The sequence below is a fragment of the Amycolatopsis tucumanensis genome (assembly GCF_021654135.1).
Lineage (GTDB): Bacteria > Actinomycetota > Actinomycetes > Mycobacteriales > Pseudonocardiaceae > Amycolatopsis_E > Amycolatopsis_E tucumanensis.
In genome coordinates this window covers 1-15,633 of the sequence record NZ_JAKGSD010000037.1, presented here as the reverse complement: position 1 = coordinate 15,633, position 15,633 = coordinate 1, and the positions used below count along the sequence as shown (strand labels likewise).

The window sequence follows — 15,633 nt, the reverse complement described above, 5'->3', positions numbered from 1 at the left end:
CGTGTTGCGACTGTCCTGGAACACCTTCACCGACCGCTGGACGCTGTTCCTCGGCGCCATCCTCACCGTCTGCCTCGGCGTCGCGCTCGTCCAGTCGTCCCTGCTGATCCTCGTCTCCGCGGCGACCGCGGGCGGCGAGGTCGTCGAGGCGGTCACCCTGCTCGGCCTGACCCTGGGCATCTCGGCGTTCCTCGCGGTGTTCATCGTCAGCTCCACCTTCGCCTTCACCGTCGCCCAGCGCCGCCGCGACCTGGCGCTGCTGCGGCTCGTCGGCGGCGGGCGCGGCCAGGTCCGCCGCCTGCTGCTGTCCGAGGCCGTGCTGCTGGGCGTGCTCGGCACCGCCTTCGGCGTCCCGCTCGGCCTGCTGGTGATGCGGATCCAGACCTGGCTGCTGCGCGAACTCGGCTTCGTCCCGTCCGCGTTCACCCCGCGCTGGCAGGACTGGATCCTCGGCGTGTCCGCCGGCATCGGGCTCGGTGTCGCGGTCGCCGGGGTGCTCGCCGCGTCCCGCCGCGCCGCGAAGGTGCGCCCGTTGGAAGCCCTGCGCGAGACCGGCGCGGCGGCCCGAGTCATGACTGGTGCCCGCTGGTTCTTCGGCGTGCTGTTCCTGGCCGGGGCGGTCGCCATGGCGATCGTGTCCGCGTTCGCCCCGCCCGAGGGCGCCATCGCGTTGTCGATCAACACCGCACTCGCCGCCGCGGTCGCCCTGACCGCGCTGAGCCCGCTGGTCGTGCCCGCGGCGGGGCGCATCGCCGGGCTGGTCCTGCGCGGGCCGCTGGGACGGCTCGCCGAGGCCAACCTGCGCGACGGCGTCCGCCGCAGCGCCTCCACCGCCGCGCCGCTGATCGTGCTCGTCGCGCTGCTGGTCGCCCAGGCGGGCACGCTCGCCACCATCGGCAAGGGCGCCGAAATCGAGCAGCGCGCCGACATCCGCGGCGACCTCGTGGTGACCACCACCGGACCGTCCGATCTGGACGGTCCCGGCGTCGCCGCGGTGTCCCCGCAGACCCGGGTGCCGGTTTCGGTCGTCACCTACAGCGACGACGACACCGACACCGAACAGGGCTACGCCGCCGCGATCGACCCCGCCGCCTACGCCGCGACCCACGTGCGCGGCCCGGAACAGGGATCGCTCGCCGACCTGACGGGGCCGACCATCGCCGTCGCCTCCGGGTTCCAGCCGGTCGGCAGCACCGTCACCGCCCGGATCGGCGACAGCGAGCTGGACCTGCGGGTCGTGGCCGTGTTGCCGGCGACCCTCGGCGGCGGCGCGGACTTCCTGCTGCCGCGCGAGATCGTGCCCGCCGCGGTGCTGGCCGCCGCGCCCACCGAATCCATCGTGCGGCTGGCGCCCGGCGCGGACGCGAGCGCGCTCGCCGGCCGCGGCGAAGTGACCACAGTGGACGACTGGATCGCCGCCAACAGCGCGGAGCAGCAGGACACCAGCACGGGCATCATGACCGTGATCATGGGCCTGTCCGGGCTGTACGCGCTGATCGCGGTGGTCAACGCCGTGGTCATCGCCGCCGCCGACCGGCGCCGCGAGTTCGCCGTGGCCAGGGTGACCGGCCTGACCCGCGCGCAGGTGGTGCGGTCCGCGGTGCTGGAGTCCGGCGCGGTCACCGGCATCGGACTGGTGCTGGGCGGCCTCGCCGCGACCACGACCCTGATCGGGATCTCCGCCGCGGCGGGACGGATCGCCGGGCAGAGCGTCCTGGTGGTGCCGTGGGCGCTGATCGCGGTCGTGGTGCTGGGGGCGTTCGCGGTGGTCGGCGCGACCAGCGCGTGGACGGCGCTGTCCGCGACCCGGCCCAACCCGGTGTCGCTCACCGGTGCGGCGGAGTGAGGTGCAGCCGCATCGGCAGCGACCGCCAGGCACGCAACGTGTTGTTCAGGTGGCGGGTGCCCGGGCCGAGCAGTTCGAACCGGCGTACCCGCTTCGCCAGCGCGGTCAGCAGCGCCTCGGCCTCCAGCCGGGCGACGTGCTGGCCGACGCACTGGTGCAGGCCCATCCCGAACCCGACGTGGCCGGACGGGTCGCGGCCGAGGTCGAAGACGTCCGGCTCGGCCCAGCGGCGTGGATCCCGGTTCGCCGCGCCGAGGAACATCAGGATCTTGTGCCCGGCCGGGATCGTCACGTCCGCGACCGGGGTGTCCCTGGTGGCCGTGCGGAAGAACGTCTGCACCGGCGACTGCCAGCGCACCGCCTCGTCGAAGGCGGCGCGGGCCAGCCGGGGTTCCGCGCGCAGCCGGTCCCACTGGCCCGGGTGCGTGGCGAACGCGTAGAGCACGGCGGCCAGCCCGTGCACCGTCGTGTCCACCCCGGCCGTGAGCAGCGACCGGACCACCAGCGGCGCCTGCTCGTGGGTGATCTCGCCGCGGTCGGCGGCCGCCCAGATCGCCGCGCCGAACCCGTCGCCGGTGAGCCGGTCGCGGGCGCACTGCTCGTTCACCCACCCCGACCACCGCGGCATCTCCGCGGCCTGCGAAGTGACCAGCTCGTTGCGCGGGCCGAACGCGTTGAAGGCGAAATTGCCGTAGGGCAACAAGTTCTCGCGCCCCGCGCGGCCGATTCCGACCGCGTCCGGGAACACCCGCAGCGGGAACGCCTCGGCGAGCGCGGGGACGACGTCCAGTTCGGTGTCCAGCGCGTGCTCGACCAGGTCCTCGGCCGCGGCGAACCAGTCCTCCCGCAGCTTGCGCAGCGCACGCGGGCCGAGGATGCCGGACAGCACCCGGCGCGGGGCGTCGTGGCGCGGCGGGTCCGCCTCGAGCAGCAGGCTCGGCGGCCGCCACGGCTCCTCGACGTGGAAGTTGGCCAGCCCGACCCCCGCGGCGGAGGAGAAGTCCTGCCAGTTCGTCAGCGCGGCGTGCACGTGCTCGTAGCGGGCGAGGGCGTAGACGTCGTAGCGGCTCAGGCGCACGACCGGGCCGGCGTCACGCAGCTTGGCGTGCAGGGGTTCCGGTTCGGCCAGGACCTCGGGCGCGAACGGGTCGGTGTCGTCGATGATCACGAATTCTCCTCAAGTCACAGGTCGAGGACGAGGCGGTCGGTGCACGAGCGGGACACGCACACGAACATGACCTCGCCCGCGGCGCGCTCGTGGTCGGCGAGGATCGAGTCGCGGTGGTCCGGAACTCCGGCCAGGACACCGGTTTCGCACGTGCCGCAGGTGCCCTGCCGGCACGAGGACAGCACGTCCACGCCCGCGCCGCGCACCGCTTCCAGCACCGAGGTCCCCGGCGTGACGGTGACGGTCGCCCCGGTCCGCCGCAGCTCGACCTCGAACGGCTCGTCCCGCGCCGGCGCCTGCTCGCGTGCCGTGAAGCGCTCGACGTGCAGCGAGAACGGCGGCCAGTCGCGGCACGTGGATTCGACGGCGGCCAGCAGGGGAGCGGGCCCGCAGCAGTAGACCTTTGTGCCCGGGCGCGGGGTGCCGAGCCAGGACGCCAGGTCGAGCAGGCCGTGTTCGTCCTCGGGCACCAGGTGGACGCGGTCGTCGTAGGAGGCGAGCTCGTCGGTGAAGGCCATCGACGCTCTACGCCGGCCGCCGTAGAGCAGGGTCCACTCGGCGCCGAGCAGGTCCGTCTGGTGGATCATCGGCAGCAGCGGGGTGATCCCGATGCCGCCCGCGACGAACAGGTAGCCGTCGCTGGGCACGAGCGGGAAGTTGTTGCGTGGCCCGCCCACCCCGACGCGGTCGCCGACGCGCAGCCGGTCGTGCACGTAGGCCGAGCCGCCGCGTCCCCGCGGTTCGCGCAGCACGCCGATGCGGTAGCGGTGCGCGTCCCACCGGTCGCCGCACAGCGAGTACTGCCGGGTCAGCCCGTTCGGCAGCACGAGGTCGATGTGCGCGCCGGGGGTCCAGTCCGGCAGCCGTCCGCCGTCCGGGCGGGACAGGGTCAGCGCCAGCACCCCCTCGGCGCGTTCTTCGCGGGCGGTGACCTCCAGGGTCACGACTTGGCTCACCGGACGCCTCCTTGCGCTGGGTTGCTGGCACGCAGGATGCGATTTCGCGACGACGGGCGGCGACCGGGTTCTCAATGAATGAGAGGCGAGGGCGGCAGCGAGCGGGTGATGCCGCGCGCGGCGGCCATCAGGATGCCGGTGACCGCCCTGCTCTCGGCCGTGTTGGGCACGATGACCGACAGCGCCGCGACGACGGCGCCGCGCGCGTCCTTGACCGGCACCGCGACGCCGAGCGCTTCCTCGTGGATGTGGCCCGGGCACCAGGCGAAACCCTGCTTGCGGATGTCGGCGAGCGTGCTCCGCAGGCGGTCCGCGGTGGTGATCGTGTTCGCGGTGTAGGCCCGCATCGGCCCGGCGAGCACGCGGTCGCGCAGGTCGGCGGGCCCGTGGGCGAGCAGGACGAGCCCGGAGGAGGACGCGTGCATCGGCAGCCGCCCGGCGATGCGGGTGTAGTTGATGACCGCCTTCGGGGCGGAGAGGCGCTCCAGGAAGATCACTTCGTCGCCGTCGCGGACCCCGAGCTGCACGTGGTGCCCGACGACCGCGTGGACGTCCTCCATGAACGGCATGGCCGCGTCGCGCAGCGTGGCCGTGGGGGAGGCGCGCAGGGCCAGCTCCCACATCCGCACGCCGATCCGCACCCGCCGGTCGTCGTCGCGCGTGAGCAGGCCGTGGCCGGTGAGCTCGGCGACCAGGCGGGACGCGGTCGCCAGGTGCAGCCCGGTCCGCCGGGCGATTTCGGAGACCTGCAGGACCGGCTCCTCCGGCGTGAACGCCTCGAAGATCCGCACCGCGCGGGAGAGGACGGATTCACCGGTCGGCTGCCTGGGCACGGCCCGAGTGTGTCACGGATCCGCGCGTCCCGGCCCACCTGCCGGGACGCGATTGACCGGCCAGGGCCGTCGTGGCTTGCTGGGATCATGACGCAGTCCCTCACCCGGGTCGACCGGCCGGACGGCGCGGTCGAGCTGCACATCGTGGTCCACGGCGATCCGGACCGCATCGGCGCGGTGATCGGCGAAGCGCTCGGCGCGCTGGAACCCGCGCCGGAACCGGCACTGCGCATCGACACCACGTCGCGCCGGGTCCGCTCGGACGGCGCCGAGATCGAGTTCACCCGGCTCGAATACGAGCTGCTGCTGTTCCTGGCGCGCCACCCCGGCCGGGTCTTCGACCGCGCGGCCCTCACCGAGCACGTGTGGCGCCTGCCCGGACCGAGCCGCGGCCGCACGATCGACGTGCACGTGCGCAAGCTGCGCAGCAAGATCGACCGGTTTTCGATCACCACCGTGCGCGGCGTCGGCTACCGGTTCGACGGCCGCGCCGACATCACCTGAGGACGCGCCCCACCTCCGGCGACGGCGCCTTGAACTCCAGCCACCGGCTGTCCGTCACCGCGGCGACCGTGTGCCGCACCCCGCGGGGGTGCACCAGCGTGTCCCCGGCGCCGAGCCGCGCCTCCCGCCCGTCCACCGAGCCGGTCAGCTCACCGGACAGCACGTAGATGAAGCTGTCGTGGTCGTGGAAGTGCTCGGGCGAAGCCACCCCGGCGGGGTATTCCAGTTCGAGCAGCAGCCCGCGCTCGGTGTTCTGCAGGACGCGGAAGCGGCCGGAACCGCCGAGGAGCGGGAGTCCCTCGACGGAGGTCAGTGGCTGGAAGTCGGTCACCGGGGCAGCCTGACCGCCGATCGGCTGTCCTGTCAACGTTTCCCCAAGTGGTGAAAGAAACTCCGGCCTGCTCAGCGGAACCGGTTCCGCGATCCGGGAGCACGTTGACCCACCCGATCGTGGGAGGAAGCATTTTCGGTGAAACCCCCGAAAAAATGGGAGAAGATCCGTGTCGCTTTCCGCAACGGACGTTCTCGCGCGCCCGGAGGAGGCAACCGGGACGCGGCCGCGTCCGGCCCGGAGACGCCGCCTGCCCGACCTGCGCCGCTGGATCAGTCCACTCGCGCTGCTCGCCCTGTGGCAGCTCGCGTCCTCGACGGGCGTGCTGTCCCCGGACAAACTGAGTTCACCGTGGACGGTCCTGCAGGCCGGTGTCGAGACCGCGCGGTCCGGCGAGCTGGGCGAGGCGTTCGCCGTGTCGATCGTGCGCGTCGGCCTCGGCTTCGCGATCGGCGCCGGCGTCGCGCTGGTGCTGGGCGTGGTCGCCGGCCTGTCCCGCTGGGGCGGGGTGCTCATCGACCCGCCCGTGCAGATGCTGCGCACCCTGCCGTTCCTGGGCCTGATCCCGCTGTTCATCCTGTGGTTCGGCATCGGCGAGGAACCGAAGATCGTCCTGGTCGCGCTGGGTGTCGCGTTCCCGCTCTACCTCAACATCTACTCCGGCATCCGCAACGTCGACGACCACCTCGTCGAGGCCACCACCGCGCTCGGCTACACCCGCTGGGAGCGGCTGGTCCACGTGGTGCTGCCGTCCGCGGTGCCGCAGACACTGGTGGGGTTGCGGCAGGCGCTGGGCGTCGCGTGGCTCGCGCTGATCGTCGGCGAGACCGTGAACGCCGACGCGGGCCTGGGCTACCTCATCAACAACGCGCGCGAGTTCCTGCGCACCGACGTGATCGTGGTCGGCCTGATCGTCTACGCGGCGCTAGGCCTGATCACCGACGCGCTGGTCCGCCTGATCGAACGGAGGGCGCTGCGGTGGCGCGGGAACTGATCGCCAGGGTGCACGGCCTGACCAAGCGCTTCGGCGAGCGCGCCGTGCTGTCCGATGTGGACCTCGAGATCGGGCGCGGCGAGTTCGTCGCCCTGCTCGGCCGCAGCGGCTCGGGCAAGTCGACGCTGCTGCGGATCCTCGCCGGGCTGGACACCGCCATCGAGGGCGAGGCCAGGGTCGAGGGCGCGGTGTCCGTGGCGTTCCAGCAACCGCGGCTGCTGCCGTGGCGGCGGGTGTGGCGCAACGTCGTCCTCGGCCTGCGCGACCGCGGCCGCGACCGGGCGCTCGCCGAGCGCGCGCTGGCCGAGGTGCGCCTCGCCGACCACGCCGACGCCTGGCCGCGCACCCTGTCCGGCGGTGAGGCGCAACGGGTCTCGCTCGCCAGGGCGCTGGTGCGGGAACCGGACCTGCTGCTGCTCGACGAGCCGTTCGGCGCGCTGGACGCGCTGACCCGGCTGGCGATGCACCGGCTCGTCGAGGACCTGTGGCGCGAGCACCGGCCGGGCGTGCTGCTCGTGACCCACGACGTGGACGAGGCGTTGCTGCTCGCCGACCGCGTCCTCGTGCTGGGGGAGGGGCGGATCATCGCCGAGCACGTCCTGGACCACCCGCGGCCCCGCGCCGTGTCCGACCACATCGACGTTCGCGCCAGGGTGCTGGCCGATCTGGGAGTGACCGACCATGCGATTGCCTAGAGTCCTCGCCGCCGTCACCGCACTCGCGTTGACGCTGACCGCCTGCGGCGGGGCGAGCGAGCCGTCGTCGAGCCCGTCCGTGCCGCCGCCGGTGAGCGCGGCCGACCTGGCGAAGGTGACGTTGAAGGTGGGCGACCAGAAGGGTGGTTCGCAGGCCCAGCTCAAGGCTGCCGGCCTGCTGAACGACCTGCCGTACAAGATCGAGTGGTCCACCTTCACCTCCGGCCCGCCGCTGCTGGAGGCCGCCTCCGCCGGCGCCATCGACATCGGCGGCGTCGGCAACACGCCGCCGATCTTCGCCGCGGCCGCGAAGGCCAAGATCTCGATCGTCAGCTCCGCGCAGGGCAACGTCGCCAGCGACGCCCTGCTGGTGACCGCCGATTCGCCCCTGCGAACCGTCGCCGACCTCAAGGGCAAGACCATCGGCGTGGCCAAGGGCAGCTCGGCGCACGGCCAGATCCTGCTGACCCTGGCCAGGAACGGACTGTCCACGAAGGACGTCAAGCTGTCCTTCCTGCAGCCCGCCGACGCCTACGGCGCGTTCACCCAGCGCCAGATCGACGCGTGGGCGGTGTGGGACCCCTACACCTCGCAGGCCAAGCTGGAGGCGAACGCCCGGGTGCTGGCCGACGGCACCGGGGTCGCCAACGGCTACACCTTCCAGGTCGCCGGGCACAACGCGCTGTCCGACGCGGGCAAGAACGCCGCGATCCGCGACTACGTCGTGCGGATCGCCAAGGCGCAGCAGTGGGCCGACACCCACCGCGAGCAGTGGGCCCAGGCCTGGTCCGCGGAGACCGGGCTGAAGCCGGAGGTCACGCTCGCCGCCGTGGAGAACGGCCCGGACCTGCCCGTGCCGCTGGACGACAAGGTGATCGCCTCCGAGCAGGAGCTCGCCGACGCGTTCGCCGACGACAAGGTGCTGCCCGGCAAGATCGACTTCGCGGGGTTCACCGATACCCGGTTCGCCGCCGACCTGGCCGCAGCGAGGGGATGACGATGACGATCACACCGCACTGGTTCCTGCCCACCACCGGCGACGGCCGGACCATCGTGGAACGGTTCCACGCCAACCGGTCCCTCGGGCCGGTCGCGCAGCGCGAACCCACCATCGACTACCTGGCGCAGGTCGCCCGCGCCGCCGAGCAGCTCGGCTTCGAGGGCGTCCTCACCCCGACCGGCACCTGGTGCGAGGACGCCTGGCTGACCACGGCGGCGCTGATCCGCGAGACCAAGCGGCTCAAGTACCTCGTCGCGTTCCGCCCCGGCGTCATCTCGCCGACCCTTGCCGCCCAGATGGCCGCCACCTACCAGCGGATCTCCGGGGGGCGGCTGCTGCTCAACATCGTCACCGGCGGCGATTCGATCGAGCAGAAGCGGTTCGGCGACTTCCACGACCACGACCAGCGCTACGCCCGCACCGACGAGTTCCTCACGATCGCCCGCGGGGTGTGGAGCGGCGAGCCGTTCGACTTCACCGGCGAGCACCTCTCGGTCGAGGGCGCGACGGTGCTCGCCCCGCCGGACCCGGTGCCGCCGCTGTACTTCGGCGGCTCGTCCCCGGCCGCGCTGCCGGTCGCGGCCCGGCACGCCGACGTCTACCTGACCTGGGGCGAGCCGCCCGCCCAGGTCGCGGACAAGATCCGGCGCGTGCGGGAGCTGGCCGAGGCGCAGGGGCGGACGATCCGGTTCGGCATCCGGCTGCACACCCTGTCCCGGGACAGCTCGGCCGAGGCGTGGGCGGAGGCACAGAAGCTGCTGGACGCGCTGAGCCCGGAGCAGGTGGCGAAGGCGCAGGCGCAGCTGGCCGCCAGCGAGTCCGAGGGGCAGCGGCGGATGGTCGCCCTGCACGGCGGCGGCCTGGACCGCGGCGTGCGCGGGCTGGAGATCCACCCGAACCTGTGGGCCGGCATCGGCCTGGTCCGCGGCGGCGCGGGCACGGCGCTGGTGGGCAGCCACGGCGAGGTCGCCGACCTCATCGAGGAGTACCACTCGCTCGGCATCGAGGAGTTCGTGTTGTCCGGGTACCCGCACCTGGAGGAGGCGTACTGGTTCGCCGAGGGCGTGCTGCCCGAGCTGGCGCACCGCGGCCTGCTGCGCGGCACCCGCGACCAGCGGAGCACCCTGCGGGAGGAGCGGCACGTCGCAGCTCAGTGAATTCAGGGCCGCTCGGTAAAACCAGGTGAGCCGATCCCCTCCACCCGGCAGGATGGCCCGGGTGGAGGGGATCGACGCGCTCGCTGACGAGACCGGATTCTCCGGCGTCGTCCGGGTGGACTCCGGTGGCCGCACGTTCGCCAAGGCCTACGGCTTCGCCCACCGCGGGCTACGCGTGCCCAACACGGTCGGCACCCGGTTCGCCCTGGCCAGCGGCACCAAGGGCCTCACCGCGCTCACCGTCGCCGCGCTGGCCGAGCGCGGTGTGCTCGGCCTGGACACCACGGCCCGGTCGCTGCTCGGCGACGACCTGCCGTTGATCGGCGACGAGGTCACCGTCGAACACCTCCTCGCCCACCGCTCGGGCATCGGCGACTACTGCGACGAGGACGTCGACCGGCCGATCACCGACCACATCCTGCCCGTGCCGGTGCACGAGCTGGCCGCCACCGAGGACTACCTGCGCGTCCTGGACGGGCATCCGCCGAAGTTCCCGCCGGGGCAGCGGTTCTCCTACTGCAACAGCGGTTACGTGGTGCTCGCCCTCCTCGCGGAGCGGGCCGCGGGCCGCCCGTTCGCCGGCCTGGTGCACGACCTGGTGTGCGTGCCCGCCGGCATGACGGACACGGCGTTCCTCCGCTCCGACGAGCCCGCGGCCGGGGTCGCCCTCGGCTACGTCGGCGAGCGGCGGACCAACGTGTTCCACCTGCCCGTGCTCGGCAGCGGCGACGGCGGGATCTACTCCACCGCCGCCGACGTCCACGCGTTCTGGACGGCGTTGTCCGCCGGGCGGATCGTGACGCTGTCGCGGGTGCGCCGGCTGACCGATCCCCGCAGCGACGTCCCGGAGGAGGGCCTGCGGTACGGGCTCGGGTTCTGGCTCGACGGCGACGCGGTCCGGCTGGAGGGCTACGACGCCGGCGTGTCGTTCCGGACCGTCCACAGTGGTGCGACGACCTGGACGGTGCTGTCCAACACCTCCGACGGCGCGTGGCCGGTCGCGCGCCGGATCGCCGAGCTCACCGCGTGACCAGCGCCCGCAGGAAGAACGCCAGGTTCGCCGGACGCTCCGCCAGGCGGCGCATGAAGTAGCCGTACCACTCGTCGCCGTAGGGCAGGTAGACGCGCACCGCGTGATCGCGCGCGAGCCGCCGCTGCTCGGCGTCCCGGACGCCGTACAGCATCTGGAACTCCCAGTCCGGGCGGTCCTTCCCCAGTTCCGCGGCGATCGCGATCATCCGCGGGTCGTGGGTGGCGACCATCGGGTGCCCGGCCCCGTCCATCAGCACCCGCAGGCAGCGCACGTAGGACCGGTCCACTTCGGACTTGTCTGGATATGCGACGGAGGCGGGCTCGGCGTACGCGCCCTTGCACAGCCGGACCCGCGAGCCCGCGTACGCCAGGTCCCGGCAGTCCTGCTCGGTGCGCCGCAGGTAGGCCTGCAGGACCGCGCCGACCCACGGGAAGTCCGCACGCAGCTCCCGCAGCACGCCGAGGGCGGCGTCGGTCGTGGTGTGGTCCTCCATGTCCAGCGTGACCGTGGTGCCCGCGGCGGCCGCGGCCGCACAGATGCGGCGCGCGTTGTCCAGGGCGACGCGGTCGCCGTCGGGCAGGCGCAGCCCGACGGCGGACAGCTTCACCGACACCTCGGCGTCCGGTGCGAGACCGTGGTCGGCCAGCAGCGTCAGCAGTTCGGCGTACGCCTTCACCGTGGCGGCGGCCATCGACGGGTCGGTGGTGTCCTCGCCGAGGTGGTCGAGCGTGACCGCCCGGCCGCTGCCGATCAGGTTGGCGGTCACGGCGAGTGCGTCGTCCACAGTGGACCCCGCGACGAACCGGTGGACCACCGGGCGGGTCAGCGGGGTCCGCTCGACGAGGGACCGGCAGGCCGGCGACCCGGCCGCGGCGAGCAGTGCGGTGCGCAGCACGGCGGTCCTCCTCAGCCCTGGTGCGGGTAGCCGACGGTGGTCGGCGGCACGAAGGTCTCCTTGATCGAGCGCGGGCTCACCCAGCGGAGCAGGTTGTGGATCGACCCGGCCTTGTCGTTGGTGCCCGACGCCCGCCCGCCGCCGAAGGGCTGCTGCCCGACGACCGCGCCGGTCGGCTTGTCGTTGACGTAGAAGTTGCCCGCGGCGAACCGCAGTTCCTCGGTGGCGTGGGCGATCGCGGCCCGGTCGGTCGCGATGATCGACCCGGTCAGCCCGTACGGCGCGACGCCTTCCAGCTGGCGCAGCACGGTGTCGTAGGCGGCGTCGTCGTAGACGTGCACCGCGAGCACCGGCCCGAAGTACTCGGTGGTGAACACCTCGTGCTCCGGGTGGTCCGAGGCGAGCACGGTCGGGCGCACGAAGAAGCCCTCGCTGTCGTCGGCGGTGCCACCGGCGAGGACCTCCAGCCGGTCGTCGGCGCGGGCGCGGTCCAGCACCCCGGCCAGCCGGTCGAACGCGCGCCGGTCGATCACCGCGCCGAGGAAGTTGCGCAGGTCCGTGACGTCGCCCATGGGCAGCGACTCGACCTCGGACAGGAAGTCGTCCCGCATCCGCGTCCACAGCGACCGCGGGACGTACGCCCGCGAGGCGGCGGAGCACTTCTGGCCCTGGTACTCGAACGCGCCGCGGACCAGCGCGGTGCGCAGCACGTCGGTATCGGCCGACGGGTGGGCGAGCACGAAGTCCTTGCCGCCGGTCTCGCCGACGATCCGCGGGTAGGTGCGGTAGTTCGCGATGTTCGCGCCGACCTGCGACCACAGGTGCTGGAAGGTCCGGGTGGAGCCGGTGAAGTGGATGCCGGCGAGATCGGGCGAAGCCAGCGCGACCTCGGAGACCGCCAGGCCGTCACCGGGCAGCAGGTTGATCACGCCCGGCGGCAGGCCGGCTTCCTCCAGCAGCCGCATCGTCAGGTGCGCGGCGAAGGTCTGGGTGGGGGAGGGCTTCCACAGCACGACGTTGCCCATCAGCGCGGGCGCGGTGGGCAGGTTGCCCGCGATCGCAGTGAAGTTGAACGGGGTGATCGCGTAGACGAACCCCTCCAGCGGCCGGTGGTCGGTGCGGTTCCAGACGCCGGGGGAGCTGGCGGGCTGCTCGGCCAGCAGGCGGCGGGCGAAGGCCACGTTGAAGCGCCAGAAGTCGGCCAGCTCGCAGGCGGCGTCGATCTCGGCCTGGTGCACGGTCTTGGACTGGCCGAGCATGGTGGCGGCGTTCAGCTTCGCGCGCCACGGGCCGGTGAGCAGGTCGGCCGCGCGGAGCAGGATCGCGGCGCGGTCGTCGAAGGACAGCTTCCGCCAGGCGGGGGCGGCCTCGCGGGCGGCGGCCAGCGCGTCGCGGGTGTCCTGCTGGGTCGCGGAACCGAGGACGCCCAGCACGGCGCGGTGGTTGTGCGGCTGGACGACGTCGATCCGCGGCCCGCCGCCCATCCGCTGCTCGCCGCCGATCGTCGCGGTCAGCTCCAGCGGCTCCTTCGTCAGCTCGGCCAGCGCCGCCTGCACCTCGGCGCGCTCCGGGCTGCCCGGCGCGTACTGCAGGACCGGCTCGTTGGCCGGGGTGGGCACGGTCGTCACGGCATCCACGGCAGCTCCTCCTCGGTGTCGGATGTCTCAACGGTAGGAACGCCGAGGTCTCCGAAGGTTGTGAGTTCGGCCAGTTCCGGCGCTACTGTTTGTCCGGTGGCACAACTGCGGCAGGTCCTGATCGCGCTGGGCGATCCGCTGGTCGAGGTGGAGGTCGCGCCGGAGGGCCTGGACGGCGAGGTCGGCGACGTCGTGGTGCTGGAGCCCGACGACGACCCGGAGTTGCGGCGCGGCGACCTGGCGCTCGTGATCGGGGCGCGCGGGCGGGCGGCGGTGCCGTTGATCCGGGCCGCCGGGCGCCGGGGCGCGGCCGCGGTGGCGGTCAAGGTGGAGTCCGATTCGGCGTTGCCGTTGCTGCGGTCCGCGGCCACCGACGCCGGGGTCGCGTTGCTGGCCGTCGCGGCCGACGTGCGGTGGGAGCAGCTCGCGACGCTGGTGCGCGGGGTGCTGGAGGCCGCCCGCGGCGCGGCGGACGAGGACGCGGGGGAGACGCTCGGCGACCTGTTCTCGCTGGCCCAGACGATCGCCGCGCTGACAGGCGGGATCGTCAGCATCGAGGACACCGCGAGCCGGGTGCTGGCGTACTCGCGGTCCGACGACGAGGTGGACGAGCTGCGGCGGCTGTCGATCCTGGGCAGGCAGGGGCCGGCGCCGTACCTGAAGATGCTGCACGAGTGGGGCGTCTACCAGCGGTTGCGGGCGACGGAGGAGGTCGTGCGCATCGAGGAGCGGCCGGATCTGGGCATCCGCACGCGGCTGGCGATCGGGGTGCACGCGGGCGGACGGCCGCTCGGGTCGATCTGGGTGCAGGAGGGCGCCGCGCCGCTGGCCGCCAGGGCGGAGCAGGCCCTGATCGGCGCGGCTCGGGTGGCCGCGCTGCACCTGGTCCGGCGGCGCAGCGCGGCGGGCACGCGGTTCCGGGAGAACCTGCTGGCCGGGATGCTCGAGGGGCGCAGCGATCCGGTGTCGGTGGCGCGGCAGATCGGGGCCGACCCGGCGAAGCCGGCCGCCGTGGTCGCCTTCGCGCCGCGGGAGGCCGAGCCGGTGGACCGGTCGGAGCTGGAGCTGCGGCGGTCCGCGCTGGCGGCGGTGATCTCGGTGCACGCCGCGGCGTACCGGCGCAGCGCGATGGTGACCCAGCTGGGCGACCGGACGTACGCGTTCCTGCCCGATCTGCCCGCGGGGGTGTCGCTGCTGGACCTGACACGGGAAATGGTGGCGTCGGCGGAGGTGCCGGTGCGGGCGGCGGTCGGCCGGGTGGTGGCGGTGGCGGACGTGGGGGTGTCGCGGCAGGAGGCGGACCGGGTGCTGGACGCGATGGCGCGCGGCTTGGACCTGGAGGTGGCGACGCTGGCGGACGTCCGGTCGCAGGTCCTGGTCAGCGAAACGCTCGCGGTGCTGGCGGACAACCCGCGCCTGCGCGACCCGAGGCTGACGGCGTTGCGCGCGGAGCACCCGGACCTGGCCTCGTCGTTGCTCGCGTACCTGGACGCCCTGGGCGACGTCCGTTCCGCGGCGCGCGCACTGCACGTTCACCCGAACACGGTGCGCTACCGGGTCCGCCGAGCGGCGGAGGTCGCGGGGATCGACCTGGCGGACCCGCTGGAGCGGTTGTTCGCGTCGTTGCAGTTGCGGTTGCCGCCGGGTGTCTAAGCTGGCGTGATGACCGAGCTGCCGCCCGCCGTCCAGCAGGTGTTCGACGCCACCAACCGTGGTGACAGCGAAGCGTTCCTGGACGCCTTCACCGAGGACGGCCAGGTCGACGACTGGGGCCGCACCTTCACCGGCCGCGCCGAGATCGCGGGCTGGAACGACCGCGAGAACATCGGCGTGCAGGCGCACTTCGAGGTGCGGGAGGCCCGGACGACCGGCGACACGACGACGGTGACGCTCCAGGTGAGCGGCAACGGCTTCAACGGACCCGGCACGTTCGAGTTCGTCCTCCGGGACGACCACGTGGCGCGCATGCGCATCCGCTGACTCCGGGGGGCCGCCCGGGCGAGGGGGACGGCCCGGCCGCTGCCGCCGGGCGTATAACGACCAACACGGTGCCGCTCTGAGCGGACGGCAGCCCGGTTGAGTGCCGACAGCGCCGCGCAGCGGCGATGTACTCCAGTACTGCCGCCGCGCACGGCCTATACGGGCGCCGTTCAAGCAGACCGGCCGCCCGGCGGAGCCGACAGCGCCGCCCGGCGCCCGCACCGGAACAGCGCTCATGGCTCGGCGATGGGGAACAGCCCGCTGCGGCCGGGAAGCGCCTAGGCCGTGTCTGACAATGTCTTTGTCCAGGTGATGACGTCGTGGATGAGGATGGCGGCGCGGTAGACGGTGGCCAACTTGTCGTAGCGGGTGGCGATGCCGCGCCATCGTTTGAGCTGGTTGAAGCTGCGTTCGATGACGTTGCGGCCGCGGTAGTCCTGGGCGTCGAAGGCTGGCGGGCGTCCACCGCGGGAACCGCGGCGTTTCCGGTGCCCAGCCTGGTCGGCGGGCTCGGGGATGACCGCCCGGATTCCCCGCCTGCGCAGGTGCGTGCGGATGGCGCGGGAGGAGTAGGCCTTGTCCCCGCGCACCCGGTCGGGGCGGG

General features: G+C 73.2%; 16 protein-coding genes. 9 read left to right on the top strand and 7 right to left on the bottom strand.

The window, feature by feature from the left end; genetic code table 11:
- Position 1 precedes the first annotated feature (1 nt).
- Positions 2-1,846 carry an FtsX-like permease family protein gene (locus tag L2C96_RS29630; protein ID WP_237338531.1) on the top strand — a complete coding sequence of 615 codons (1,845 nt, stop codon included), beginning with the start codon at positions 2-4 and terminating at the stop codon, positions 1,844-1,846.
- Here the strand turns inward: L2C96_RS29630 and L2C96_RS29625 are convergent.
- The 3 genes from L2C96_RS29625 to L2C96_RS45210 form a co-directional block, all read right to left on the bottom strand.
- Entirely contained in the window at positions 1,827-3,014 is a 1,188-nt protein-coding gene (locus L2C96_RS29625; protein WP_237338530.1) for a cytochrome P450, read from the bottom strand. The two genes, L2C96_RS29630 and L2C96_RS29625, sit on opposite strands and share 20 nt — an antisense overlap.
- Before the next feature lie 14 nt (positions 3,015-3,028).
- On the bottom strand, positions 3,029-3,958 hold the full coding sequence (locus tag L2C96_RS29620) for a PDR/VanB family oxidoreductase (protein WP_237338569.1): 930 nt from the start codon (positions 3,956-3,958) through the stop codon (positions 3,029-3,031).
- An 83-nt stretch (positions 3,959-4,041) separates the two neighbouring features.
- On the bottom strand, positions 4,042-4,803 hold the full coding sequence (locus L2C96_RS45210; protein ID WP_237338529.1) for an IclR family transcriptional regulator: 762 nt from the start codon (positions 4,801-4,803) through the stop codon (positions 4,042-4,044).
- An 87-nt stretch (positions 4,804-4,890) separates the two neighbouring features.
- Here L2C96_RS45210 and L2C96_RS29610 point away from each other — a divergent pair, with 87 nt between their 5' ends.
- A complete protein-coding gene (locus L2C96_RS29610; protein ID WP_237338528.1) occupies positions 4,891-5,307 on the top strand; it encodes a winged helix-turn-helix domain-containing protein in 417 nt (138 codons plus the stop codon).
- Here the strand turns inward: L2C96_RS29610 and L2C96_RS29605 are convergent.
- On the bottom strand, positions 5,300-5,638 hold the full coding sequence (locus tag L2C96_RS29605) for a cupin domain-containing protein (protein ID WP_237338527.1): 339 nt from the start codon (positions 5,636-5,638) through the stop codon (positions 5,300-5,302). The two genes, L2C96_RS29610 and L2C96_RS29605, sit on opposite strands and share 8 nt — an antisense overlap.
- A 169-nt stretch (positions 5,639-5,807) precedes the next feature.
- Here L2C96_RS29605 and L2C96_RS29600 point away from each other — a divergent pair, with 169 nt between their 5' ends.
- The 5 genes from L2C96_RS29600 to L2C96_RS29580 all read left to right on the top strand — a co-directional run bounded on the left by L2C96_RS29600 (position 5,808) and on the right by L2C96_RS29580 (position 10,514).
- Positions 5,808-6,632, top strand: coding sequence for an ABC transporter permease (locus tag L2C96_RS29600; RefSeq protein WP_237338526.1), 825 nt, complete (start codon positions 5,808-5,810; stop codon positions 6,630-6,632).
- Positions 6,617-7,327, top strand: a complete 711-nt coding sequence (locus L2C96_RS29595; protein ID WP_020420597.1) for an ABC transporter ATP-binding protein — start codon at positions 6,617-6,619, stop codon at positions 7,325-7,327. The genes L2C96_RS29600 and L2C96_RS29595 overlap by 16 nt, the downstream gene beginning before the upstream one ends.
- The gene (locus L2C96_RS29590) at positions 7,314-8,324 is read left to right on the top strand and encodes an ABC transporter substrate-binding protein (RefSeq protein ID WP_237338525.1); all 1,011 of its coding nucleotides are present in this window, start codon (positions 7,314-7,316) and stop codon (positions 8,322-8,324) included. Before L2C96_RS29595 ends, L2C96_RS29590 begins: the two co-directional genes overlap by 14 nt.
- Before the next feature lie 2 nt (positions 8,325-8,326).
- Entirely contained in the window at positions 8,327-9,484 is a 1,158-nt protein-coding gene (locus L2C96_RS29585; protein WP_039791770.1) for an LLM class flavin-dependent oxidoreductase, read from the top strand.
- 61 nt (positions 9,485-9,545) lie between these two features.
- Positions 9,546-10,514 (top strand): serine hydrolase domain-containing protein, encoded by a 969-nt coding sequence (locus L2C96_RS29580; protein WP_372491276.1) that lies wholly within the window; start codon positions 9,546-9,548, stop codon positions 10,512-10,514.
- Here L2C96_RS29580 and L2C96_RS29575 read toward each other — a convergent pair.
- Positions 10,504-11,412 carry a proline dehydrogenase family protein gene (locus L2C96_RS29575; RefSeq protein ID WP_237338523.1) on the bottom strand — a complete coding sequence of 303 codons (909 nt, stop codon included), beginning with the start codon at positions 11,410-11,412 and terminating at the stop codon, positions 10,504-10,506. The genes L2C96_RS29580 and L2C96_RS29575 overlap by 11 nt on opposite strands.
- A gap of 11 nt (positions 11,413-11,423) precedes the next feature.
- On the bottom strand, positions 11,424-13,049 hold the full coding sequence (gene pruA / locus L2C96_RS29570; RefSeq protein WP_237338522.1) for an L-glutamate gamma-semialdehyde dehydrogenase: 1,626 nt from the start codon (positions 13,047-13,049) through the stop codon (positions 11,424-11,426).
- 96 nt (positions 13,050-13,145) lie between these two features.
- Between pruA and L2C96_RS29565 the strand changes: the two genes are divergently transcribed.
- Both L2C96_RS29565 and L2C96_RS29560 read left to right on the top strand, forming a co-directional pair.
- Positions 13,146-14,702, top strand: a complete 1,557-nt coding sequence (locus L2C96_RS29565; protein ID WP_237338521.1) for a PucR family transcriptional regulator — start codon at positions 13,146-13,148, stop codon at positions 14,700-14,702.
- Positions 14,703-14,711: 9 nt separating this feature from the next.
- Positions 14,712-15,029, top strand: coding sequence for a nuclear transport factor 2 family protein (locus tag L2C96_RS29560; RefSeq protein ID WP_237338520.1), 318 nt, complete (start codon positions 14,712-14,714; stop codon positions 15,027-15,029).
- A gap of 278 nt (positions 15,030-15,307) precedes the next feature.
- Here the strand turns inward: L2C96_RS29560 and L2C96_RS29555 are convergent.
- A partial coding sequence (locus tag L2C96_RS29555) for a transposase (RefSeq protein ID WP_237338519.1) occupies positions 15,308-15,633 on the bottom strand: 326 nt, incomplete at its 5' end.